18 protein-coding genes and 7 pseudogenes are annotated in these 24866 nt (G+C 57.9%); 10 read left to right on the top strand and 15 right to left on the bottom strand.

The genetic code is table 11. The features are described from left to right. Positions 1-311: 311 nt before the first annotated feature. On the bottom strand, positions 312-1787 hold the full coding sequence (locus tag ATB98_RS24840) for a coproporphyrinogen-III oxidase family protein (protein ID WP_066878559.1): 1476 nt from the start codon (positions 1785-1787) through the stop codon (positions 312-314). A 597-nt stretch (positions 1788-2384) separates the two neighbouring features. Here ATB98_RS24840 and ATB98_RS24835 point away from each other — a divergent pair. Further along, entirely contained in the window at positions 2385-2759 is a 375-nt protein-coding gene (locus tag ATB98_RS24835) for a hypothetical protein (RefSeq protein ID WP_066878557.1), read from the top strand. Positions 2760-2938: 179 nt separating this feature from the next. Next, positions 2939-3145 (top strand): annotated as a pseudogene (locus tag ATB98_RS24830) (transposase); the annotation flags it as partial. A gap of 186 nt (positions 3146-3331) precedes the next feature. Here ATB98_RS24830 and hemN read toward each other — a convergent pair. Beyond that, a pseudogene (hemN, locus tag ATB98_RS24825) lies at positions 3332-4665 on the bottom strand (oxygen-independent coproporphyrinogen III oxidase). Positions 4666-6327: 1662 nt separating this feature from the next. Next, the gene (locus tag ATB98_RS24815; RefSeq protein WP_066878555.1) at positions 6328-7068 is read right to left on the bottom strand and encodes an SDR family NAD(P)-dependent oxidoreductase; all 741 of its coding nucleotides are present in this window, start codon (positions 7066-7068) and stop codon (positions 6328-6330) included. An 89-nt stretch (positions 7069-7157) separates the two neighbouring features. On the opposite strand from ATB98_RS24815, the pseudogene ATB98_RS28385 reads away from it, so the two are divergent. After that, positions 7158-7283: pseudogene (locus ATB98_RS28385) on the top strand (ATP-binding protein); the annotation flags it as partial. 280 nt (positions 7284-7563) lie between these two features. On the opposite strand, the gene ATB98_RS24810 reads toward ATB98_RS28385, so the two are convergent. After that, positions 7564-8208 (bottom strand): DUF3455 domain-containing protein, encoded by a 645-nt coding sequence (locus ATB98_RS24810; RefSeq protein WP_234782022.1) that lies wholly within the window; start codon positions 8206-8208, stop codon positions 7564-7566. 1332 nt (positions 8209-9540) lie between these two features. On the opposite strand from ATB98_RS24810, the gene ATB98_RS24805 reads away from it, so the two are divergent. The 3 genes from ATB98_RS24805 (at position 9541) to ATB98_RS24795 (ending at position 12199) form a co-directional block, all read left to right on the top strand. After that, positions 9541-9996 (top strand): phasin family protein, encoded by a 456-nt coding sequence (locus tag ATB98_RS24805; protein WP_066878553.1) that lies wholly within the window; start codon positions 9541-9543, stop codon positions 9994-9996. 905 nt (positions 9997-10901) lie between these two features. Beyond that, complete coding sequence (locus ATB98_RS24800) at positions 10902-11357, top strand: transposase (RefSeq protein WP_066878551.1); 456 nt, start codon at positions 10902-10904, stop codon at positions 11355-11357. Positions 11358-11596: 239 nt separating this feature from the next. Then, positions 11597-12199, top strand: coding sequence for a hypothetical protein (locus tag ATB98_RS24795; protein ID WP_066878549.1), 603 nt, complete (start codon positions 11597-11599; stop codon positions 12197-12199). 157 nt (positions 12200-12356) lie between these two features. On the opposite strand, the gene ATB98_RS24790 is transcribed toward ATB98_RS24795, so the two are convergent. Next, positions 12357-12596, bottom strand: a complete 240-nt coding sequence (locus tag ATB98_RS24790) for a helix-turn-helix domain-containing protein (RefSeq protein ID WP_066878548.1) — start codon at positions 12594-12596, stop codon at positions 12357-12359. 542 nt (positions 12597-13138) lie between these two features. Between ATB98_RS24790 and ATB98_RS24785 the strand changes: the two are divergent. The 4 genes and pseudogenes from ATB98_RS24785 to ATB98_RS30245 form a co-directional block, all read left to right on the top strand. Next, positions 13139-13579: pseudogene (locus ATB98_RS24785) on the top strand (3'-5' exonuclease); the annotation flags it as partial. 670 nt (positions 13580-14249) lie between these two features. Beyond that, a complete protein-coding gene (locus ATB98_RS30250) occupies positions 14250-14630 on the top strand; it encodes a hypothetical protein (RefSeq protein WP_234782021.1) in 381 nt (126 codons plus the stop codon). 431 nt (positions 14631-15061) lie between these two features. Next, positions 15062-15427, top strand: coding sequence for a phosphoglycerate kinase (locus ATB98_RS24775; protein ID WP_066878546.1), 366 nt, complete (start codon positions 15062-15064; stop codon positions 15425-15427). 254 nt (positions 15428-15681) lie between these two features. Further along, positions 15682-16025: pseudogene (locus ATB98_RS30245) on the top strand (sunset domain-containing protein). Between the two features lie 172 nt (positions 16026-16197). Here the strand turns inward: ATB98_RS30245 and ATB98_RS24770 are convergent. The 10 genes and pseudogenes from ATB98_RS24770 to pdxR form a co-directional block, all read right to left on the bottom strand. After that, positions 16198-16710: pseudogene (locus tag ATB98_RS24770) on the bottom strand (thermonuclease family protein). Continuing rightward, positions 16707-17419 (bottom strand): annotated as a pseudogene (locus tag ATB98_RS24765) (SOS response-associated peptidase). The pseudogenes ATB98_RS24770 and ATB98_RS24765 overlap by 4 nt, the downstream one beginning before the upstream one ends. A gap of 45 nt (positions 17420-17464) precedes the next feature. Next, complete coding sequence (locus tag ATB98_RS24760) at positions 17465-17902, bottom strand: hypothetical protein (protein ID WP_066878561.1); 438 nt, start codon at positions 17900-17902, stop codon at positions 17465-17467. Between the two features lie 155 nt (positions 17903-18057). Next, the gene (locus ATB98_RS24755; protein ID WP_066878544.1) at positions 18058-18279 is read right to left on the bottom strand and encodes a hypothetical protein; all 222 of its coding nucleotides are present in this window, start codon (positions 18277-18279) and stop codon (positions 18058-18060) included. Next, complete coding sequence (locus ATB98_RS24750) at positions 18276-18458, bottom strand: hypothetical protein (protein WP_066878542.1); 183 nt, start codon at positions 18456-18458, stop codon at positions 18276-18278. The genes ATB98_RS24755 and ATB98_RS24750 overlap by 4 nt, the downstream gene beginning before the upstream one ends. Positions 18459-18572: 114 nt before the next feature. Further along, positions 18573-18863: a hypothetical protein gene (locus ATB98_RS24745; protein WP_066878540.1), complete on the bottom strand. Its 291-nt coding sequence runs from the start codon at positions 18861-18863 to the stop codon at positions 18573-18575. A gap of 155 nt (positions 18864-19018) precedes the next feature. Beyond that, positions 19019-21415, bottom strand: a complete 2397-nt coding sequence (locus ATB98_RS24740; protein ID WP_066878537.1) for a transketolase — start codon at positions 21413-21415, stop codon at positions 19019-19021. A gap of 13 nt (positions 21416-21428) precedes the next feature. Further along, positions 21429-22358 (bottom strand): PDR/VanB family oxidoreductase, encoded by a 930-nt coding sequence (locus ATB98_RS24735; protein ID WP_234782020.1) that lies wholly within the window; start codon positions 22356-22358, stop codon positions 21429-21431. Between the two features lie 27 nt (positions 22359-22385). Next, positions 22386-22877: an MOSC domain-containing protein gene (locus ATB98_RS24730; RefSeq protein WP_066878533.1), complete on the bottom strand. Its 492-nt coding sequence runs from the start codon at positions 22875-22877 to the stop codon at positions 22386-22388. A gap of 216 nt (positions 22878-23093) precedes the next feature. After that, positions 23094-24602 (bottom strand): MocR-like pyridoxine biosynthesis transcription factor PdxR, encoded by a 1509-nt coding sequence (gene pdxR / locus ATB98_RS24725; RefSeq protein ID WP_066878531.1) that lies wholly within the window; start codon positions 24600-24602, stop codon positions 23094-23096. Positions 24603-24866: the final 264 nt, after the last annotated feature.

Genomic DNA, 24866 nt, shown 5'->3' with positions numbered 1-24866 from the left:
AATCCTGCCGAAATCCGTCAAAAAATCGCACCCACCGCGATGGCTTGCGGTAACGCAACACGATTTTCAGCAGCCTGTTAGTGCTGCGCCCAAGTGCCTTGACCGCTTTATCTGGTCGTTTACTGGCTTTGATCTCCGCAATACAGTCCGGCAGTTGATCGGTCACAAAATTGCTGACAAGCCAAGCGGGCGTTTTCGCTGCCGGCGATCAATGCTATTCGTCAGATGAGAAAATATTCCCTGCGCCCCACAGGACGGCCGCTCCGGGATAGGAAAGGACAACATATCGACCATTGACTAGCGCCCCTACTTCACCGAAAGACAGCTTGCATTTCGGCACGTGACCCGTATCTGCCCGCCGGCGAGTAATCATGTTTTTCGAGCAAATCAGTTCGTTTGTCTGTGATCCTGCTATCGCTGTACGCGACCCGCTCAAGCACATTGTCCGAGAAAAATAGCAGCGATACAGCGCCAGAATTGAGAATGCCAGCCGCAGTTAACGAAAGCACGCCATCGTTTGAGATGCAGACGAGTCCCGCACCCTTTAAAGTTTCAAGTTCGTGACTAAAGTATGTTTCGATCGGCACGCCAAATTCCTGCTCGAAGCGGGAGAGCGATACCCCGCTGCTTCGCAACGCAAACATTAATGTTCTGCGCATGAGATCGTCGCTCGACAGTACAGCACCTCTCCAAACTGGTTTTTCGCCCGCTTCAACTCTATACAGATAGCGGTCTAAATCTGCCTCGTTGTAGAACTGGCACTGACTCATGTATCCAAATCCACCAACCCCAAACGGGACAAGATTATTGTCGTTCCAGGAATCGTATTTACGGCTCTGTTGAACGGAGTGCGGTTGCGACCTTTTAGTCCAATAGAAAATCGGGCCATGCCGGTAGCCAAGACTTGTAAGGATGTAATCCGCCATAAAATGCATTATGATGCGCTCCTTAGCCCCAGCGAATTGATATCGTCCTCTAGCCAATTGGCGGGCAACGGGGTCTGTCGATTTAAACATCAATGGGAATATATTGAACTTCTCTATTCCCAGCTCCAACAGGCCGATAAGTGAATCGTACCAACTCCGAAGCGTTTGCTCCGGCAACCCATACATAAGGTCAAGAGATATATTCTCAGCGCCCATCTCATTCAGTAATTTAACGAGTTGGATTACCTCCTCCACTCCATGCCCGCGGTTTAATATGCGCAAAATATTTTGATCTAAAGTTTGAACGCCCAACACGAAGCGGTTTACGCCGCCTCTAAGTAGCGTGGATACGCGATCCACAGCATCCGCTTGCTTCGCAAGTGAGGGATGCAATTCGAAACTTACTTCGGATTTCGACAAATCAAACCGCGTGTTCGTCATGTCGAATAGCGTTTTGAGTTGATGGTTGGTCAAAAATGAGGGGGTGCCTCCTCCGAAGAATGCAGTCTCAATAGCCCTGCCATTGAGCGCCGCGTCTGACCAACTCATCTCTTTCTGTAAAGCAGCCAAATATCGCTCCACTCGCTCGGGGGATGGGTTGATTTCTTTGGCGAAGTGGCAAAAGGTGCAATACTGACTACAAAAGGGAACGTGGAAATATAGGTCAACTGACGACGCGATCTGAGTCAGCAACTGTTCTGCATTGAGGCTGCCCATTGCCTTGAGAGGAGGGTAAGTGCCGACGAGGTAATCGTTGTACGTGTCAAGCTGCAAATTTCGCGACTTCAACATATCTAAATTGATGTCGTACGAGCGATCGATCGCAATTTCCAAGGCTTCGGAATAGCTCGGCGCGTGCATTTCTTTCAGACTCCTCTAGCTTCCGTGTGAAGGCGGCGCGATGACAGCTGTATTTGCGCTACATCGCTGTTGGGCGAAGCAGTGCATTTCGATCAGCGATCCGGATTCGTCGGCCCGAATAGACGCGGGAAAGGTTCAGATGGAACTCAACGGTGCAGCGTCTATGGCATTAATGGATCAATCGAGAAAGTTTCATTTGAACTCCTGCGGCGATGACTGCGAGACTGCTGGCAGTGTGGTTCCTTTCGGATGGCCAGTGCCCTGCAATAGACGTGCCAGTAAGGACTTCTGGGCGGACCTGCTTGAAAAGGCAGGAAACCAGGTCGAACTACATTTGTTGCGAACTCTACAAACATACAGCGGTGTCGGGTTACGCGCGCTTCTAGGGGATACCGGATAGCAGTGGACTTAACCAGGTTCGCCGCGCCGCTCGAAGCCAAGGCCAAGCATCAACCTCATTTAAATCGTTAATATTATGAGGCCGTTCTTGCGTGATTCACTTTCTGCGTGACTGGCACCAATTTTGAAACGCCTCCGCGACGCGTCGCGAACTAAAACCGTTGCCCACTGATCGCCTCGCTCCGTGAGAGGAGACTTATGCTTAGTGACGTCCAACCTGAGAAGCCCGAATTTGTCGGCAGCCAGTTCATCGATGTAGTCGCGGCTGTCGAAAATCGCGGCATACAGGACGCGGGCGACCGAGGCGCGGGACAAGCGGGCGCGGCATTCCGCAGGGTTCACCATCTCACCCTTGCTGGCAAATTTATGTTCGTGCTGGGATGGAGGAAGCTCGGGCTTGAGCAAAGGTTAGGCACGCGGCTCGTCACCTACGCCGACTTCCTCGTGATTCTGTGCAGGAGGGGCAATGCGGAGGCGGTGCTCCACCATCTGCGTACGATCGTGGGCAAGCTGAAGCTGACCGAGAACAAACACGCATCTGAGAGGTGCCGGAAAGGGAGTTCGACTTTCTAGGATACACGTTCGGACGGATGTGCTCTGCGAAAACCGGTCAGGCCCGCCTGGGCTACCGGCCATCGAAGAAAAGCATCAGGTGCGCGGTCGAGACTGTCCATGCGCTGACCGACCGAAAGGGGACATGGCAAGAGACCACATTGCTGATAGCAAAGTTGAACCGCAAGGTGCGCGCCTGGGCCGTCGGGGTCAACACCGATGGCCGTCGCGAGGTGTTGGGCATAGAGATCGGCACGTCCGAGGCCGAGCCGATCTGGACGGAGTTCCTACGTAAACTGACGCGGAGAGATCTCAGAGGCGTCAAGCTCGTCGTCTCCGATGCCCATGAAGGGATCAAGGCCGCCGTCTCCAAGGCTCTATCGGCCACCTGGCAGAAGTGCCGGATACGGATAGAGGAAGTCAATTTTAGTTGCAAATGACATGAATCTCCTTCTCTTTCAAAAAATGGAGACGCAGGTTGACCTGCCTGGTTGCCAGTTAGGCCCGGACTGAGACGAAATGTCGCCTGGAAATCCGCGCCTTGGGATTTTGGACAATCATCGGAGGTATCGCAGCCTATTTTTTCCGTCGCATTATTGACCAGTCCCATCGATATAAGCATCAAAGGCCGCGGCGACAGCGCGAACCATCAAGCGATCCTTCTTCCGCACGCGCACGACGCCGTTTTCGACGTTCACAATCCCGTCCTCCACCAGCGCCGCTAATCGACCGCTTGAACTGACAAAAGGCGTCGGGTCAAACCCATGAGCCACGCAGATCTTCGCTACGTCGGCCTCCAAATCGCACATCAACCGTTCTATGATGACGGCTCGCACACGATCCTCTCCAGTTAAACAGTGGCCTTTGGACGTAGCAAGACGTCCGGCTGCGATGTGTCGGCTGTAGGAACTTTGTGTGAGTGCGTTCTGAACGTAACCATCGCCAAGCCGCCCAATAGCCGACGGGCCGAAGCCGATCAGGGTCTTGCAGGTGGTTGCCGAGTATCCCAACGAGTTTCGCCGTAGACGGCCCGTTGCCTGCGCCAGCGCGAGTTCGTCGTCCGGCAGGGCGAAGTGGTCAAGCCCGATCTCCCGGTAGCCCGCCGCAATTAGAGTCTCGGTCATAGCTATGGCCTGTTCTGCACGAGCAGAATTGTCCGGTAGTCTGTCCACGCGGATCATTCGTTGATTTTTTCTAAGAAATGGTACGTGGGCATAACCGAACACGGCAAGCCGCCCTGGGCGCATGGCAGCCGCGACAGATGCGGTCTTGACGCATGATTCTACCGTCTGATGGGAAGCCCATACATAAGGTCGAAATTGATGCCCTTTACTGCGTGACCGCGCAGATTTGCAACCGCTAATGCAATCTGCTCTTCAGTCTGAACCCTGTTTATGGCATTCTGAACTACAGGATCGAAACTCTGTACGCCAAGGCTCGCGCGATTCACTCCGGCTGCTTCTAGAGCTTCAGCCAGCTCGACTTTGAAGATGCGCGGATCGATTTCGACGGCGATCGTAGCAGTTTCCGGGAAAGAGAAGCGACGTCTTAGGAATTCCATCAGGGCGACGAACTGCACCGGCTTCATTAGGTTGGGCGTGCCGCCGCCAAAATGCACATCACTCACAGTTAGTTGCTGCGGGGCTTTGTCCGCGACCAAACTGATCTCCTCCCGTAACACGCCAAGGTAGCTGTCAATCGAGGCGTCCCGGCGAGTGATGCTGACCGGAAAGCCGCAATACCAGCACATCGAACGGCAGAACGGGATGTGGAGATAAAGCGATATTGCTTGGCGAGTGCGTACTCTTTTCAACCATTCCTCACAGATCTCAGGGCCGATTGTCGTTGAAAACTGCGGCACCGGTGGATAGATGGTGTACCAAGGAAGGCGATCCTGACGATGCTTGACTGGAAGGTGGGTCTGCAAGGGCTAACCTCTCTGGCTGATTTCATTGTACCGATGGCTGACCTCTTGTGTGTCAGACATTGCGCTCGACCTCTTGCTCATTAAGGCTGCGGTAGGGGAGGCGAGAAGGACACAGAGCGCCGTGAAGAAATGGGGCCGGTCCGCACGCTGTTCAGTCCCAGAAAAGCGTGTACGCTAAGCCTATGGGGCGTGTCCTGGTTCGCGCTACCGCGCTTCTTTAACCTAGCAGGCAAGCTGCCGACATTGCTGCTCGTATTACTGAGCGACGGCTTTGTTGAGGTTCATACAGATGTCCTACTCGGAGCCGTGACTCACCTGATGCGGCAGGTGCAAGCGCCGTGCCAACCACAAAGGGTTGGCATTATTGGATGGTTCTGCGAAGGCGACAGGTCTGCTCCTTCGGCTTCATGACCGACTTGACTGCAGCGAATTGGACTTAGAAGAGGGCAGCCTACTCCATCCGCATTGGACTCGTCCCGTCGAAACGCATGCTACACACCGGAAAGGAATGTCCATGTTACCGCAACATGGCCGTCGATGAGGAGACCACCGATGGACAATCGCCGCCACCAATGTTTTCCTATACGGTTGATTTGCAACTTGTAAGCGTACTACCGGCATTATGTAATGATCTTCTCGAGGAGGTTTACCTCACGGTTGTCGGCTGCACCCGGAGCGCACCAGGTGATGTCGATGTGAGACACTGATGTCAGATGTGCGGCACTAAGGTAAAAGTCGGACTACTGATCAGGTGCAAGTCATCGGGGAGTTCTTATTCTCCGTTGCCGTTGTCCTCAGCTGTCAACCAGAATTGTGGGCGCACGTGACGAGGCCTGAAAAGAGAGCTGCCAGATCGGCTGTGCGCTACAGCTGGCTGCGAAGGTTTTAGGCCCGACGCGAGCGTACTGTATAGGGCGCCAATTTTTTCCCCGCGCTCTTTTGGTACGCGTCATGAGGAGATGGGCGTACGGCCTTCACCTCGCAAGGTCGACCGCGTTTTCGAATACGCCGTCGACCTTGAACGTAGACCACCGCACCATCCGAGGCAGAAAGCTGCCGTTCGACATTCTCCAGGCGGCAATCCGTGTTGCAGAAATACAACGGTGTTCGGAACAGCATTTTTCATGCTGGACGGGATCTGCGTGTCAGTCTCGGCGCCGGCGGTGAGACCGGAAACACAAAAGTCCGTCAGGGCGATTATTTCAGACAGTGGAGCCGGCGATGTCGATGATGCTGCGATTGCCGAGGTATAATATTGCCTCCGGAACGATGTTGTAGAGGAGCTCTAAATTCGGAGTGAAGACCATCTGGTGGCGGACTGTCTCTCCGCATTCTTGTTCCATAAGCCGAGGTCGCTCGCTGATGATTTCGCGAATGAAAAAGGGAACCCGTTGCGGCGGCCAGGTCGATGGAGGCGATTGGATCCCAGAGCACGCTGACACCGAACGGTACCTCGACTGAGGTATGAGTTCGCCAATCACACGCGCCATGGCGGCCGTCGTTTCCGGACGCACCTTCGTCAGGTACGGAAGGTGTCGGGTTGCCCGGCCTTCGAGGTCCTTCTCCGCGCGCTTCGCGGCTATGTCGCTGGGCTAGAGGGCAACGGTTAGCTTGCTTGGATGCCTCTAACCGGTAGATAGGTTCCGATCATTGCCGGTCGCTTCAGACGTGCTGCCCTCCGTTGATGTGGATTTCAGCGCCGTTGATGTAGGGCGACGGCTCTGTGCAGAGAAAGTAAATGGCTTCCGCAACTTCGTGCGGTTCACCCAACCTCTGCATAGGCACCCCCGCTACGACGAGGGCGTCAGTTCCGGGTGACAGGATCGATGTCTCGATTTCACCTGGAGCGATCGCGTTCGCCCTTACACCGCGGCGGCCGAATTCATGCGCCATTTCCCGCGTAAGCGAGCTAAGCGCCGCTTTCGACGCCGCATAAGCGGCGCCAGCGAATGGATGCACTCGCGTTCCTGCAATGGATGTGACATTGACAATTGATCCCTTGGCCGCTTCAAGCTCTGGCATCAGCGCGCGGGCGATCAGCGCCGTCGAGATGACATTGACATTCAGCACCTGCGTCCAGACGCCCGCATCCGATCCAATGAGGCCGAGGCGGCTCTTTCCTGGCCCCTTCGGCGAAATACCGGCATTGTTAACCAGCGCGTGCAGGCGGCCATTGGGTAGACGTTCACGCACGGTCGCGGCAAGGGGGTCGATCTGCGTCAGGTCGGCAAGGTCCGCTTGGATATGGCTTTCGCCAGCGGACGGCCAAGCACATTCCTCGGAGAAGGGTTGGCGCGACACGGTGAGTATATGCCAGCCCTTCGACTGAAAGAGTTTCACCGTAGCGTGGCCGATGCCACGGCTTGCACCCGTCAACAACATGTAACGGCGTTCTTCGGTCATGCGAGCAATCTCCTTTGATGCTTGATACGTCATAATTGCCGACGCAAAAAATCCTTATCTGACTTACGGAGTACGACGGATGTATGTTCCCCTTATCAGCCTGGCATGAGGGTATCGGCAATCCAACATATGCCGACGCGATCCTGCATCGCTTGGTCCACAACGCCCATCGCATCGATCTGAACGGCGAGAGCTTCCGCCGAACTCAACGTCGGATATCTTCACTCACCATGCGAATGAACCGACAACATTCTCTGCCAGCAGACCCCATGCCCAGGGGGCGAGATCACTCCGGAATCCGGGGGCGCAATAATCTCGGAACAAAGGAGCGGCTTCATCGAAATCGGCAGTTCGGCATGACTGAGGAACGCGGCGATCTTCAAACTGCGCACGTGACAGCGGATCGTTCCATCCCGCACCTTGGGTAGGCAAAAAACCACCCTGTTCAAGAATTTTGTAGGTCGCGGCGGCAGCCCACAATCTTAATTGACGCTGTCAGTTTAGGAAGACATAACGAGCGCTATAGGGTTCGAGATGCATCGCCCCGGGTTGATCACATGCGCCGAAAAATACGCCGCCTCTCGTGTCAAGACGCTGTACCGCCTTCACCTTTGACAACACTCCATCACCCCGATGTTCGACGACTTTCAGTTTCAGAAGCGCGATGTCGTTCTGTGTCGCACCCGGAGTCTGATCCGAGACGTCGGCCTTGATGGAGCTGCCGTCAACAAATTCCCAGCGGGGACCAGCGAAATGGCGCCCGATAGTCGTACCATCCTGTAGCAACGTTGCGAGCGGCTCGCGGAACTGCCAGCTCATTCTGTTATCCGACCCGTTTTTGCACTCGTAGATCTGAACCCCTTCGGCATACACGGTCGCAACCGTCGTTGCCTCTTTAATTTTCATATTCTCCGGGAGGTCGGCAGCGTTCGCTCGTGGCGGGTTGCCCGAAACAACGGCAGCTACCGTTAGACCAAGAGCGAGCAGGCGGAGGCGAAGCCTCACTGTTAAAGATTGTTTCCCGAGCGGGACAAAAGGCTCTTTATCTTCAGTCGTGCCGACGCGGGATCTGCTGAAATATAGAATGTGCATGATGCGCTGATACTCCTCGCTCGTTCTAGACAATTTGGTTTCGCACATGGGCGAATTGTCTCCACGCCTCTTTAAGCCTGTTATTCAAATAGGAACAATCCGAGGCTCCGCAACACGTCGCGGCCCGCCCCATGTGAAGGAGGTCGGCCATGGACGTGCTGTAGCCGAGATCGAGGCCGCTTGCATGCAACCGAAGGCGACCTCGCCATTCCCGTTAGCCCGATGGTGATTTTGGCGGCTCGGTCGGGTCGAGATAGTCGGCGACCATCGATGTTCTGCGCCACACGGGGCGTCACCTTCAGCGACCGCAAATCTTGGACGAAGGCCTCTGTAGGCCTTGTCGGCACCCAGCGTGATCGCTTGTGTCCCGTTGGCGGAGGGCCCCCATCATGTGCGCGCTGCTGCCCTTTCAGCATATCCGCTGGCTTCTGTCAGGCAATCATCGACCAGCAGGCTATGGCGGTCTTCCAATCATGCTCAATGAGGGCGCAGCTTGGCCTCCTTGCCTTTGCCCTTCCTATAAAGTCTTGCGTTTGGTCGGCCGTTGAAGCATGCGTCTCGTTGGAACACATTTCGCCATAAAGACTGTTTCAAATTCCAACCGCTGGCATCCGACGGTGGCTCGCCCGAGCCGTCCTCGGCCTGAACTCTTGATCAACGCCTAGCTTCGATCAGCGTGCGACCGAAATAGAAGTGGTCCGTTGACAGCAGCCGCTTTACTTGGGCTGCGCCAGAATGGCGCCAGGAACTTCGCAGCGATGTCGCCTTCCAGCAACCGGTCGCGGTTCTTTGAAAGCACCGAATGGTCCGTCCCTCGCATCGCCGCCGCGCGTCCATCAACTCGGAAACTCAGAAGCCACTGAATCATGCTTAAACCTCTAGGCCAGCTTCTTTTTCAACAGCCTGCTCGAGCGATTGCCTACTGCTTTCCCGACTTACACGACCGCCGTCGACGCTTCCTCGGAGGACATCTCTGTTGGGCTGGCCTCGCCGCGTTATATAGGTCGATTACTATAGCCGAGGAAATCGCACCCTTTCTTTAGAAGTCCAGCCTGGCGTAGGAGTGACCATGCTTTCCTAATGTCAGTTCCAATAGGTGGGACAATTGCACGTCGCATTTGTCAATCTCCGTACACGGGCATATTGGGTGAACTCCGGTGTCGCGGGTTAACTATCGGAAAGGAAACGCAAAACCCCGTATTCGCATCGGCCCGCCAAACTGGAACGAATTTTGAAATCTATCCTCGGTGAGCCGCCGATCTGCAGCTCACCTGCCGCTGCAGAAACACCAGGCCGATGCAAGCAGCTCTCGCAATCGCGATCAACGGATTATGCCTCATTCGTCGAACCAAGAGCATCGTCAAGTGAAAGGAGAATTTCATGGTCAGGACTACAGACAACTCCACTGAAACGATTGACAACCGATCCTTAGAATCTGCCAAAGCAAACGACCATCCTCGGGCCACCGCCGGAAATGGAAGCGAGCGGCTGACAGACAGCGTGTCAAAATTTGGGTTAAGCGCTCAAAATGCTCAAGAAATACTGAAACGAATCGTTGAAACCACAGCTCGCGCGGGTACCGAATTATCACTGCGATCATTCACAGCCCTACAGGCCAATGCCGATGCCGATCTCTCCCACCTACAGGCACTAGTTGCTGCAAGGACGCCGTCGCAAATGGTTGAACTGCAGTCAAGATTCGCTCGCCAACGTGTGGAAATGGCTTTCGACCACGCCAAGGAATTTCAGGCCCTTAGCGGGAAGTTGCTGACCGATATCGGGAAGCCGGTCAAGGAGATGTTCGACACGGCTCTGGCTTTCGTCAGATCAGTCTAGCAGTACCGAGTCCTGAACGGCAGGCAGTCACCCGCATTTTAGGCTACAGAGTAGGGTGGCTCGATAGAACAACAAGGGGATGGCCAGTGGCCATTCCTCGGAATCACGCCGAAGGGTTTGGTCATCGTCCCAAGTGCTTCACGTACTGGCAAGATGAATCTCACGTCGGGTTTGATGGTCGCCGATTGCGACGCGCCTACTGGGCCGATGCACGTGGCAATCACGGTGCCTAGTCGAAGGCTTTATTCAGTTAGCGCTGGACGCTTTCAAAACGGTTGATCTGAATCATCGTTCCCCCTGCCTCCGCGGCCCGATCCGGCGCAAGACCTTTTGCACCCGCATTTCAGTCTGATTTGAAAGGGTCAGCTTCCCGGGGGACAAGACCGAATGTGAGCCGTCCTTACGGCCGAACGACCGTATCGGTCCACTGTAGTGCCGCAATGGCGGAGCCGAATAGCAGAGCAGGTATAACCAGAGCTCCCATGAACCTGAGCATTTGGAGCCGACGTGTGCGCTTTCCGCCCTAACGGAAATAGTACGCCAAGACACAACCGGAGAACGACTTTCCGGTCGAGTCTATTTTCAAGTAGTACGTTTCAATGAATTTCATCGGTGCGAGTTATATTGCTCATCAGTCGGACGTCGATAGAAATGACAAATAGAGCTGGCCAAGCATGGAAGGATGACATCGGTTTGCCCCTGACGAGCGGGTGAAGGCAGTGCCCTACCGCATCATACTGCGATACCGTTCGCGCTCGCGCCGAGGGTCGCCCCGAGCCTTTTACGGTCGATCGTCAGGCTCCAGGCACAACATCAACTATCCGTAAAGCAGGACTATGATGGATGTGTTGACTCTGTGGAGCACTCAGCCGAAAACAGGCGATGGCTAGAGGAGGAAATTGCTGATGGCTGACGAGAGTAATTCGGGACCAGTTGCTGCGACCGTAGCAACGGATGCAGAAGTGAAAGCACCAACGGCTAAGAAGCGGAGGTCGCCACGGACTCAGAAGGCGGCTTCCGAACCAGCTCAATCAAAGGCGCCGGCCGCCAAACGCAGGGGGTATACCGAGCAAGAGAAGAGCGAGAAGCTCAAACTGATCGAGACACAAGTCACCGATGGCAGCACTCTCAAGGATGCTATCAAGAGCGCCGGCATCTCAGAGCAAACCTACTACCATTGGAAAGGTGCTGCGAAGCCTGTCGAGCAAAAGGACACGAAGAGCACCAAGCCCCTACCGGCCAGCGATGAGTTGGCAGATCTTGTCCAGCTCGAAGAGGAAAACCAGCGGCTCCGCAAGCTGCTGGCGGAGAAGCTGCGAGCGGAAAATGCCGAACTGCGCAAGAGGCTCAGCCTGGGCTAACCGGGATCGGGAATGCGCCGGGGCGACGTTTCTTCGACGCCCTCGCGCTGCGCCGAAGCTTACATTTGCTCCCCATCTGGCTTTGCCGCGGGCAAAACGAAGCCCTGCCGTTGCCTGACCTTGCCGGAGGACGGCGAGCAGTTGAAGCGCGCGAGGAAGGGCTGTATTGGTGCGCCAGCAGGACTGCCGCGGCGCCAATCGGCGTTGCATGTTTGAGGGTTGCTTGGGATCGAAGGTAAATGAAAACTCCACAACGGAAATTCGTTGTTGAATTCAAGTCGCGGCGACGACAGCGAAAAGCCCAGACGAACTCCATCTGGGGAGACACAGATCTCCAGGCTTTGGCCCGCGAAGTGGAAGATTCGGCGTCGCATCTGTTCAATTCAAATGAAGGGCCTGGAAGGCCTGACTTGGGTGAAACTAGGGCGGCTGGTCCGATCGATGCAGAGTCCGTCAAAGAACGCGCCGACGATATCGACGTTGCACCAGAAGTGATACAGCTTTCCAATGGCGCAGAGGTCGAAATCTCTAAGCACCATGAGGCCGATCATCCGGCCGACGCAGTACATGAGAGCCAACCGGCATCGCGGCCTCGAACGACACCAACCGGCATTCCTCGAAAACGCGCAAAGCGCGCCGGCGCCCAGATGATCGCGCACAACTCGAAGGTGGGGCACGAGGATCGAAACGCGCAGACCGGGACTGTCGACAAAACGATCTCCCTCGACGAGCTTGCCGCCCTGGACGCAGACAACAAGCGCCTCAAGAGGTTGCTGGCTGAACAGCTTCGTGCACAGAACCTTTGGCTCAAGAAAATGCTCGAACGATTTAATGCCGGGTAGCCAGGCCGCACCACTGGCGTCAGGCCAAGAAACCCACTGAGGCGCGAGTTCCGCAGATAGCCCAGCGCGGGCTGCGCTACCACGAATCACCTGCGGAGTTTTCGCGGCTTTGCACTATTGAAGGATCGTGTCTGAAGGAAGCGAGAACCCGGTATTGCTAACCCGGGCCGAACGTAGACGTTGGCATTTGGAGTGCAGCGGCGATGCGCCTGAGCCTGGCGGGGTCGACATCGGCACCCAGTTCAATCCTTGTAATTTCGGCGCCGGTGAGACCGCAGGTCAATGAGAGCTCCTCGACGCTATATCCCATTGCCTCGCGAGATTGCTTCACAGCGCCACCTACGTTGACGCTGCCTCGGCACGTGGCAACGTCCAATTTGTTCATACCATTTGTCATGAAATGACTCCTTCGATATGCGGCAGGAGCGCGCGCTTGTCTCTTAGAGAGAGCCTGCAGCCCTCGATATGTCGGCCCGACAGGATCATTGATGGTGCACTGCAATATAGGTTCCAATAGTCGCGTTACAAGGATCCCCTAAGTGGCGCCGTGCCTCATGGCCGCTTCCGGAGACGCTCGAAAGAAAATCAGTTCGGCGCGTCTGCCGAGAGAAAACCTAAGCCGCCCTACTTGCCCTTCGCTATGGAGGACGACGATCCTCTGTCCGAAGTGGCGAGCAGTTACCTAAAGGGGGTGTCATCGCCATCGTAAGATGCCCGTCACCGAGATGACGTCGATTCCATCTTCTCCCTAGGCTCCCTTGGCAATAGGTGCTGTCAAAGAAATCACGGTAATGCTGGCCGCCGTTGCGTACTCCGGAACGGCGACCTTAGGCGACGTATCGAGGCAGAAACTCTACGAGCGTTTCTGGTGCTTGCGACAGTGGTCAAAATGGGTGCCGTTCCGAAGGTCTGATGGGAATTCGCCCGTTGACCAAAGAGTATACCGGAAAAGCCAGGGCCCGCTCGGTCTCCGAAATCGACTGGTCGTTACGGGGCTTCGAAGGGACCAAGCTCGGCTACCTGATTGGGCAAGCGGCCTGTTTTCATGAGGGCCATCGGGCCGTCGACGACTGCTTTGCCTTGCTCGAGGTCCTCGCGCAGGATGGGGCAGAACCGGGACGAACGCCGTTTGCCGACCTCTATGAAGCAAGCCAGCAATCCCGTTTTCGCATCTTCGCGGAGAACAGCCCATTCGACATGAAGGATCACCTGAAGGCGCGCGGCTATCGCTGGTCGGATGGCAGCGACGGCCATTCGAAATCCTGGTTGATCGAGCTTGACGAGGACGCGCTCGACGAGGAGCTTCGCTATCTACGCTCGGAAATCTATCGTTGGGATGAAGCAGATCCACCGGTGAAGCGGCTCACTGCATTCGACCGGTCAAGGCCTGAGTTACTTGCCGCGCGCATGGCGCATAGCGGGATTGCGGATTCCCGCCTCGTTATGGCCGCCATCATTGTATAGTGGACGCATCGAAGCGATGCTGCTCCTCCCGCAAAGCTTCGGTTTGTGAGCGACCTACTCCTGCTACCAAGGTCGTTCATAGGATCGGCACCACTCCTCGTGAGGCTGCTGGGTTCTTTTGGAAAAGCCTGCCGTACCTTCTCCCGCGGCAGGCTTCTTCGTTTCGGCGCAGCCAAGTTGGTTCGAAGCGCAAGGGCGAGGTGTGTCCCATGTTCGGCGTCCGTCGTATCGAGCGATGACAGCATCACTCCCAGCAGCCGGATGCACTTTGGGGCGGGAAAAGATCGGCGACAGAAAACAGCGTTATGATCTCAGCAATTTCTGCGGCACTAGTGATCGGCGTCGCCACCGTCTTCCTCCGCGTGATCCGCGTGAATCTCCACACTCACCTGCAGCGTGCCGCGGACGCCATTCGGTTCGCAGATAGCGCCAGATCTTATCGATCTCGATGTGTAGAATGTTGCGCCCGGTGCCGACGGTCCGTGGTCGAGTCATTCCTCGGTGATGTTCGCGTCGAGAAAACGCTCAAGTGCTTCGGCGCTGCCCTTGCAACTCGGTCTACCTTGACGAAGGCCGGATCACCTCGTTGAAGCCGAAGGTGCTCACGTTCGATGAGAACAACGATACACGCGACCGGCTTAGCTACTCAGTAACTGTCGAATCAGACGGGAGCTACACCTTCAAAATCCTCGATCAGGCGCACACGGCATTGCCCGTTCCGCTGAAGGCGTCTGGGCTTGATGGGTTTGTACTGCAAAATCAATACATCCTGTCACCTCGTTCTCCGGTCAATAAGCCTGCCGCGTTTTCTCGGGTTCTTTTTGGGATGTCGAGGTCTTTGACGCAGCCAACCATGCAACACGTCGACACCTATTCCTTCGGGATCGATTGTGGCTCCTTTACCTGGCCCGATCGCTACGACGCAGAAAACCGCGTGACCGCCAACCGTGTGGTGGTCGGCCAGTAAAAGACGCAAACAACTGGATCTCAATAGCCGTTGTGCCAGGTCTGCCTGCAATCGGCTCCAATGTTCGGCGCTCTCTTGGTCCAATTGCGGAGACAGCCGGCCATGCAAGTCAATCTCTCGTTCGCATTGCAGCCACCAGACGGTTGGAGAATCGTAGCTTTGGGCCGCGTGCGCCACTCCTCCTTCGCGCCGCTCTGAGCAGGAGGGCCGTCGGTGTGCCACGAGGCCGGTCCCACGCTCCTTCGCGTTGCCGTCCCTTCGGTTTCTCGCGTTCCTGCCGGACGGCGCCTTGCCGTCAATGCCCTGTCCGCACCAGCCTTCGAGGGGCGGACGCCCCGGCGAAGGCCCGTGTTGGCCATGACGGCGGCGGCCGAAGCCGCCCGGCCTTTCACGCCGCGTCCTTCGGGACGGAGCAACGAAAGGAGAAAATCATGGGACTCGACATGTACGCTTGCACTCTTCGCGAACCGCCCTCCGAGCCGGTCGACTTTGAAGCCGAAGATGCCACGGCGCTCCACTATTGGCGCAAGCATCCGAACCTTCACGGCTGGATGGAACGGCTCTACCGCGAGAAGGGCGGCAAGGGCGCGGCTTTTAATTGTCTCAATCTCCAGCTAATCGCCGGAGATCTCGACCGCCTGGAAACGGCGATCCGTAATCGCACCCTGCCTCCGACCGAAGGTTTCTTCTTCGGCGTGTCCGACGGTAGCGAAGTCGACGATGACCTCGCCTTTGTCGCCAAGGCCCGCGCCGCGCTCTCGGCCGGCCTTGCCGTCTTCTACACGGCGTGGTGGTAGGCCAGCGGGGCCGGGATGGTCAGTGTAGCCGGTCAAGGTAGAACGCGCTTCGACGAAGATATCGCCGTTGTTTGCAAGTTCACTGGTTTCCTCCGCCGGAAGTTCGCATCTCTTATGGCGCAGAACGCAGAGGCCGCGCCGATAGGACGCTGCTGGTCAAGGCGGGTGGATGCGAGGCTTGCCCGTGATAATGCAGCTTTCGCTAATATGAATTCCGCTATACAATCACTGCGCGAAAATCGCGGGGGAGGGGTATGCGCGATCGCCGGAACCATCATCGGCCGCACAGGCGATCCGTGTTCGTATCGGCGCCAGGGCTCTGGATTGCAGCGCTCGCCGTCGGTGCTGCCGGCGGCATGACCGCGAGCGACTTGCTCTCGTCGCTAACCACAGTGTCGCCAAGCTGCGACATCAAAGGCAATATCAGCATGGAGACCGGCGAACGGATGTTTCACGTTCCTGGACAGAAATATTACGGGCAGACCCAAATCCGCCCGCAATTCGGCGAGCGCTGGTTTTGTTGTTTTGTTCCGAAGGTGAGGCGCGCGCGGCAGGCTGGCGCAAGTCCAGGTTTGACCGACACCCGGCGTCGGCCTGAAACCCGCTTGTCGCGCTCTCGCAGGGTGAGACAGCGAAAGCGTGCCTGTTTGGGCCAAGCGCGCTGGGCGAACGATCGACGAGGGGGACCGGTCCTTCGACCGAACCCAGATAAACTAACACCGAAGACGGTGCGCGAAATAGCGGCGCTGGACGGCGGTGAGCCGCTCCTGTCAGCAGGTCGGCTCACGGCTTGCATGTGCGGCGCGCTCCTGGCACGGCAGCAGGAACTTGCCACGCCAGATGCGGGCGCCCCGTGACCGCGCGGCCTCCTGGGCATCCGCGTAGGCGCGGTTGCTGTATTTCTCCCAGTCGACGGCGTTGCCACTTGCAACCAGCCAGCCATTGACCTCGCGACCGTCGGCGCGGAAGCACACAGCGACGACGCGCTGATAGCGGTCGCGCTCGACAAATGTACAGCGGGTCGGACGAGAGGCGGCGAGGAACTGATTGAGCGCGCTCGCCGCTTCCTGGCCGCAGCGGTATGCGCGGCCGTCACCATCCTTACAGGTCTGCTAGCTCTCCGGCGCGTCCACGCCGTGCAGGCGGATCCGCTCGCCTCCGATTTCGATCGTGTCGCCGTCAATCACCGTGGCACGGCAGGTGATTGCTTGGGCGGCGCGCGGGGAGGGGGCAACGACAGAGGCGGCGATGGTGGCGGTAACGAGGGAGAGGCGAAACCTCATATTCTGGGGTCGATCGGATCGAGAATGTCAGCCTTGTCGTTCTTGGGTGATCCTACGTTCCTGCCAATCGGCCACATGGTCAGGTCCGCCGGGAAGGGTTCATCAGCTCAAAGGGATCCGGCTCCGGCGACAGCCAGCGTTCATAGTCTTCCTTATGCAGGATCACCGGCATCCGGTTATGGATCGTCGCCCCCATGTCGTTCGCCGGGCAGATGATGACGCAGAAGGTGCGGATGTCCTCGTCCGTTGCCGGATCGCGCCAGGTCTCCCAGATCCCCGCGAGAGCGAAGGGCTCCCCGATTTCATCGCGATGGCGTAGGGCTGCTTGTTGCGGCCGGTGCAATGGATGTCCTTCCACTCGAAGAAGCCGCCGATTGGGATGAGGCAGCGCCGGCGGCGATAGGCGTCCTTCAACATGCCAGTGGTCGAGATGCCTTCGCACCTGGCGTTGATCGGTGGCGGCCGGCCGGTCCTCTGTTCCTTGATCCACCGCGGGATCAGGCCCCAGCGCGCGCTGAGAAAGGTCGGCCCGAAGACAATCCGGCTCGCGGATCACGTCGAGAATGATAATCGGATAAAATTGCGTCGGCGCTCCGTTGTAGCGCGGGAACTGGTTTGAAAGGCCTTCCGCGTCGGCTTCGCGCCGCGCGAAGGAGAAGTCGTGAAACAGCCCTTCCAGAGCCGTCTTGATGTAGACGCGTCCGCACATCGGCCTTCCTCCTCTGCGGCAAAGGTATCGCTGCCATCTCCGTCGTCAACCGCTGGTTTTTCCGAATCGCGCTTCGAACGCCGCATCCCAGTTCGCATGGCACGAGGCGCCGACGTGCCTCAGATGCTCGAATCGGTACCGCCCGAGCAATTGGGACGATATCAGCCTCGCCATCCGTTCGCGTGCGTCGCAAGCCTTTTGCCGATCGCTGTCGCAGGCGCCACGCCGCAGCTCGATGGGAATCGCGTAGAGTGTTTGCGCGATGAAGGGCGCGATTGCCGGATAACGCAGCACCTGGTCGCCATCGAAGACGGCATAGGGCGCGAAGGACTCGGCGATCTTCGCGGCGAGTTCCGGCACGCCCCGCACTTTGACCGCGCGCCGATATTGGTCAAGGCCGGCAAACGCGCGCCTCTGATGCGGCTTGAGGACGGCCAGATCAACGGCGATCGCGATGGTGATCTCGTCTTCAGGCGTTTGCATGACGCGTATTCCATTCCGGCCGATGCTCGAAGCAGAACCAATTCGGCTCGGCCTGCCGACCGCGAAGCCAAAGCCGCCCCACTTCTTGCAGCCAGGATGGTCGCAGTAGTGCACGTACAGCGTCATCTCGTGTCTGGTAGCACCATGCTCGTCGCTCATTTCGGCACCTCGTCCCTGCGTTCCGGGCAGGGTGCCCAGCCGCGAGCAAAGCCAATGCTCATCGCGATTCGCGCGAGCGCCAGTTGCTCGCGCAGATATTTGCAGTCGAGCAGCAGTGTGGCGATCGTTGCGCGAGGATCTTCATCATGCCAGGCGAGGGCGGCCTCGACCTCGAGTTCGAGGTCGGAGCGGGCGGCCTGCCTTTCTGGGGCGGTCATTGCAATTTCAGCCTCAGCTGAATGCCACGATTTGGCATTCTCAAAGGTTTGCCCACATCGATGCGCCCAAAAACCTCTCTGCGCCGCTCTGCCTCTCGCTCTCTTTTTTTGCGCAAAGCCGCCACGACCGAGTGAGCGCGCTCAATCACTTCTTCTGCATGGGCCATGAGAACCTCCATGAAATGTTCTCATTTTGTTCTCATTGCTGAGTGCCGTCAAGGGCTCGGCTCAGGGGATTGGTGCGGCAGTATTCGTGCCGGTGACATCGCTCGCAATCGCGCGGCGCGGTCGGCTCACTCGGTCCGGTCCAATAAGACTTTCAATGATCTGATGACATCGGCCGCATCGACAAGGGCATCCCTGACCTCTGCCGCCGAAAGGTCGCGAGCGCGCTCCGAGGCTATCCGGAGATCGATCAGGACGTCCCGTGCACGATGGGGTTCTGCGATGCCGGTCTGTTCGCGCACGTCGCGGATGGTGTCAATCGAGCGGTCAAAGAGCCTGTTTATCTCATGGTGTGTCAGCTGGTCGGCCTCGTTTGCCGCCCTAATCAACTCCGCAATGAAATCGGTCGTTAGTCTCATCGGGCGTCTGCTGTGATTGGCTCTCCATGGGCAAGCAAAGGACTTCCCTAGAGGGCGACGACGTTGCTGGTTCTCACGACCAAGAAGCCAGCCACATGATGTGAAACCCAGGATCTGAGGAGATGCTATGTTTCGCGACGTCCGAGGTTCCGTTTTCATAAAAGAGCTTGGAGATAGCGAACGGTCCGTCCGTTGCTTACAGATTGAGCCGCATGCATGATCGCATTGGTGTCTAGGCCATGGTGTCGATAAAGGTCGGCAATCGTGCCAGTCTGCCCGAAGTGTTCGACACCCAGCGACTTCACACGGTGGCCATAGACGCCGCCAAGCCATGAGAGAGTTGCTGGATGCCCATCAATGACCGTGACAATCCCGCAATCGCGTGACAACCGCGCCAGCAGGCGTTCGACGTGGCTCATCGCCCCGACCGCTCCGCGTTGCCGGGCGCGCTCTGCTGCCTGCCAGCCAGCATTAAGCCTGTCCGCAGAAGTGACCGCTAGCAAACCGACATCGCGGCGGTCCTCGGCGAGCAGACCCGTTGCGGCGATTGCTTCAGGTGCAACGGCACCCTGATAGGCGATGACCACGCTGGCATTCGGTCCTGGTCGCCTCAACCAGTAGGCCCCGTTAATGATATCTCGCTCCAGATCAGGATCCATCTGTCGTGCGGGCTGCTCCAACGGGCGTGTCGAGAGGCGGAGATAGACGGATCCGCCCGTCTGATCGCGCAACCACGTCGTTTCATCGGGGTCACCTTCGCCGTCGCGCTGCATATAGTCGAAGGCGAAACGCATGATGACCGAAAGCTCATCGACGAAGGCAGGCTCGAACGAGCAGAGCCCGTCCTGCGCCATCCCGATCAATGGCGTGCCGATCGACTGGTGCGCTCCGCCTTCCGGAGCAAGTGTCACGCCGGACGGCGTCGCAACCAGCAGGAAGCGCGCATCCTGGTAGCAGGCGTAGTTCAGTTGATCGGCCGAGCGGTAAATGAACGGATCATACACAGTGCCGATAGGCAGAAGCCGAGCGCCGTTGATCGAATGCGAGAGACCCAGTGCCCCGAGCATGATCATCAGGTTGGATTCCGCTATACCCAATTCGAGATGCTGGCCCTTTGGACCGAACTCCCAGTTGTAAGTCGACGGAATCCGTTCAGCCTTGAAGATGTCGGCCATGCTTTGACGGGCAAAGAGCCCACGCCGGTTGATCCAGGGGCCGAGATTGGTCGACACGGTCACGTCTGGAGAGGTCGTGATAATACGTTGGGCAAGCGGCGTGTCAGCACGCGCTATATCGTTCAGAATCTGTCCAAATCCCATCTGGGTTGAAAGCAGCTTGCCTGGCTGACCAGGCGAGGGAAGGGCAGAAGGGACGGGGATCGCCGGCGCGGAGAGCCTGCGACGGCCTTCCCTGAAGAAGGGCGCCTGAGCGACGAAGGCGTCGAGTTCATCGGCCGGCGTGATGGCCGCCGCCCATTTTTCCCATTCTTGTCCAGGCTTTACACCCATCTGCTGGCGGAAGCCCTCCATCTGGGTGGGGGTCATCTGACCGGCGTGGTTATCCTTGTGGCCTGCCAACGGCAAGCCATATCCCTTGATCGTATAGCAGATGAAGCAGACCGGACGGTCGTGCTGTGACGCCCGCTCAAAGGCTTTGAGCAGGCTCGGCAGATCATGTCCTCCGAGATTGACCATGAGCCCTTGCAGCTCCTCGTCGGAACGTCGCTCGATGAGCGCAGTCACCGGCCCCTGGTCACCGATTTCATCCAGCAGCCGCTTTCGCCATGCCGCGCCACCCTGGAACGTCAGGGCTGAATAGAGCTGGTTCGGGCACGTCTCGATCCACTGCCGCAGCTTTTCCCCGCCGGGCTCGGCAAAGGCGGCCTCTTGCAGAGAGCCGTGGCGCAGGATCACGACGTCCCAGCCGAAGTTCCTGAATATCTGTTCGAAGCGCTCCCAGAGGCCTTCGCGGACCACCGCGTCCAGCGATTGGCGATTATAGTCGACGACCCACCAGCAGTTTCGGAGGCCGTGTTTCCAACCCTCGATCAGGGCTTCGTAGATATTGCCTTCGTCCATCTCGGCATCGCCGATCAGGCTGACCATCCGCCCTTCGGGCCGATCGTTCATCCAACCATGTGCCGACACATAGTCCTGGACCAGTGAAGAAAACAGCGTCTGCGCCACTCCCAGACCGACAGAGCCCGTGGAGAAGTCGACGTCATCGACATCCTTGGTCCGCGATGGATAGCTCTGTGCGCCCTTGTAGCCACGGAAGTTTTCGAGCTTCTCGCGGGTCTGGTTACCTGCCAGATACTGGAGAGCATGGAATATCGGAGCTGCGTGGGGTTTGACCGCGACCCGGTCCTGGGGACGAAGCACCGAGCAGTAGAGCGCCGTCATAATCGTACTCAAGGAAGCGGACGAAGCCTGGTGCCCGCCGACCTTCACTTCGTCTCCCTTGCGGATATGGTTGGCGTGGTGGATCGTCCACGCGGCAAGCCATGAAACGCAGCGTTCTATTTCGTTCAAGTAGCTGATCTTGGAGCTCATCTCTCCCCCACTTTTACAGGTCGAGTTTCAGAACGCCCGTCGCGCGCGACACGCACGGGATAAATCGATGGCTGCGGGCGTCGTTTGAAAGCACCGCATCACGATGGATCGGCTGCCCTTCCAAATACCCGCACTCGCAGGTTCCGCAGACGCCGTTCTCGCAGGATGCCATCAGCAACACGCCGGCAGCGCGAATGGCCGATAGCGCTGACCTGTCGGCAGGAACCGGAACAACCGTCCCGTTGCGAAGGACGATCGTGAACGGTTCGGGTGCTGTATCGTCCTGGACCGGCGGCTGAAAGGCTTCGAAATGGACCGTACCATCCGGCCAGTGTTCCGAAACCCGTGCGACAGCCGCCATGAAGCCGAGAGGTCCGCAGTAATAGAGCTGCGCGCCACTGGGCCTTGTCGACAACAGCCCCTCAATGTCTTGTAGGGTGTCGACTTGATCGTCGAAATGGAGCCTCAGGCTTTTGGCGCCGATGCTTTCCTCTAAGGTCCTCAGCAAGGGAGCAAGGCTTCGGCTCCGCGCAAAATAATGGAGTTCGAAGGGCTTGCCCTGCCGACAGAGAACCCGAGCCATTGCCAGGATCGGCGTGATCCCGATACCCCCTGCCAGCAGAAGGACCGGCCCGCCACTCTCCTTGAGTGGGAAATGATTGCGCGGGGCAGACACTGGCAGCTCGGCGCCTGGCGTCACCTGATCATAAATCCATGCCGAGCCGCCTCGTCCGCTTGATTCGCGCTTCACGGCAATCGTGTAGCGGCTGAGATCTTCCGGATCACCGCAGAGCGAATACTGGCGCACCTTCCCGTCGGGGAGATGGACGTCGACATGCGATCCTGGTTCGAAGGTGGGCAGAAGAGGCTTGCGCTGGTGCTTCAGCTCGATCACGCGGACGTCGCCAGGCTCGTCGTGGATGCCGGCAACGATCAATTTCATGATGATACGCGGAGATCCCATGTCGCGTCACTCGTCCATTGGCACGATCGGGTCGCCGGGGCGGATGACACCACCGACTTCGATCGAACAGTTGAGACCGGAGCGGTTCAGCAGTCCTTCATAGAGGCCTGGCATGCCGAGGAGTTCCTCAATGTATTTGCAGGGGAAATTCATACGTGCCGCCCGCAAAATCGTTTCGCCAACCCGGAAGCGCTTGCCGGTCAAATGATTGAGCGGAACGCCGCGGGTCGTCAGGTTGCGCCTGTGATCTTCGGGCGCCAGCGACCGCTTGAAACCCGGGATTTTGGGCTCTCCGTTGGCGATTGCCTCGAGAACCTCGATCTCGATCAGCGTGACTTCGCGAACGTCAGGCTTGGGCGAATAGGTTCCGGTGCCAAGATAATAGCGGTCGCCGACAATTCCACGTCCGGCGATGAGCTGCGCCTCGGCGAGCTCTTCCATTTCATAGGAAGCAGCCGGCGCGATGTGAATGTGGAGCAGATTTCCCTGCCAGGTCATGTATCGGCCCCCGCAATGCCTTGCCTTCGATCGACGTGAATCTCTGCGCCGGTGCCCTGCTGCTCGAATCATGGGTCATCCCACGTCACACCAGTCCCGGCCGAGCGGAAATCTGCCGTGGAACTGGCTTCGCCAACAGTGCCAGTTTACCAGCATGTTCCTAGTCCAGTTGGATGGTTCTTAGAGGCTTTGCGACAAGGGAATGTCGTGAAATGCTTAGCGAGCCGGGTGTGCGTGTCGGCGCGCACCCTTCAAATCATCGACAGCTGCGGCGAGAAGTTGAACACCCTTCTCGATCTGCCTCGGTGACAAAGCCGAATAGCCCATCACCAGTCCAAGCCGCTCTCGTGGCGCCTTGGTTGCCCCTGTTGCCGGATCGTAGAGCGGTGAAATACCGTAAAGCCCAACGCCGAGTTGGCGCGCGGCGTCCATCAAGACGGTCTCGGTTGATCCTGGCAGCTCATTGAACCAGACGACGACATGCAACCCGGCATCGGCACCCTCGATCGTGATCCGTTTGCCGAATGCATGCACGAGGGCGCTCAATAACGTCTCGCGGCGCTCTCGGTTAAACCTTCTTACGCGACGCACATGGCTCTCGTAGGCGCCGCTTTCGATAAGGGAGGCCAGCGCTTCCTGCTCGGTCATGGGCGTATGCCGGTCGATCAATTGCTTGGCGGTTGCGAACACCTCCTGCAATTGTTGTGGCACCACGAGGTAGCCGATGCGCATCATCGGCGACAATGTCTTCGAAACGGTGCCCAGATAAATGACGTTGCGCCCGTCCTCCAGGCTCTGGAGCGGCGGAACCGGGCTGATGTCGTAGCGGTATTCGCTGTCGTAGTCGTCCTCGACCACGTAGGCGCCATGGCCCCGGGCCCAGTCGAGAAGCTGGTGGCGGCGGCTAATCGGCATGACTCCCCCTAAGGGAAATTGATGGGACGGTGTTACATAGGCCATCCGTGCGTCGATTTCTGACAATTCCTCGGTCTTCAAGCCGCCCGCGTCCACGTCCACTGCCACGGCCGAGGCCCCGGTGCTGGAGAAGATCTGGCGTGCCATCATGTAGCCGGGATTTTCCATCACGAATGCGCTGCCCGCGTCGAGGAGGATCCGGGCGCAGAGGTCCAGCCCCTGTTGGGAGCCATTGACTACGATGATTTGCTCCAGATCGCATTGCAGTGTCCGTGCCCGCCAAAGATAACCCTGAAGGGCTTGCCGCAGGCGCCGGGATCCTCGCGGGTCCTCATAGGCAAGCCGTCCCGGTCTTTGAGTAATCACCGAATTAACAGCCCGCTTCCACGCCAGCGCCGGAAAATCTGATGGGGCAAGATCGCCGTACCGAAAATCGACCGCCAGGGTAGTGGGCAGGTAGTCGAGCCAGGGTGAAAGTGCGAGAAGCCTTTCGCCGTAATCCGAGAGCGGCCCGCACGTCTGCCGCGCCGCCTTGATGTCTCGGGGGCGCTGTGCCAACTGCGACGCCGAAACCCGCGGACGCGCGCCTTGGCGCAGTTCCACGAAGCCCTCTGCGGCAAGTTGTTCATAGGCAATCGTGACCGTTGTCCGCGACACATGCAGTTCATTCGCCAGGCTTCGTGAGGATGGCAGCTGGCTTCCCGCCTCGTAGACGCGACTGAGAATCTGATCCTTGAGCGCCTCGTAAATCCTACGTGCACCCATCTTGGGCGCGCGCGCGGTCGCCGCTTGCTTTTCAGACTGGACCATCTTCTTTCTGCCGAACTGGATGTTTCTTACCGGCCAGTATGATGCCAGTTTGTGCCAAAGCAAAGAGGATACTATGACGGGCTGCAGCGAACAGGACAAGGGTCAGGAACAGTGCGATCACTCTCACACAGCAACCCTCACATCCGATACCCGCGCCATTCATACGCGTTCGACCCGGTGGCCTTCAAGAGAGCGGTCCAGCCGCCGGTGTTTCTGACATCGACCTACGGCTTTGAGAGCGTCGAGGCAAATGATGCCGCCGCA

The organism is Sinorhizobium saheli, from assembly GCF_001651875.1.
Taxonomy (GTDB): Bacteria; Pseudomonadota; Alphaproteobacteria; order Rhizobiales; family Rhizobiaceae; genus Sinorhizobium; species Sinorhizobium saheli.
Note: the sequence above shows the minus strand (reverse complement) of the source record. Positions and strands in the feature narration are given on the sequence as shown.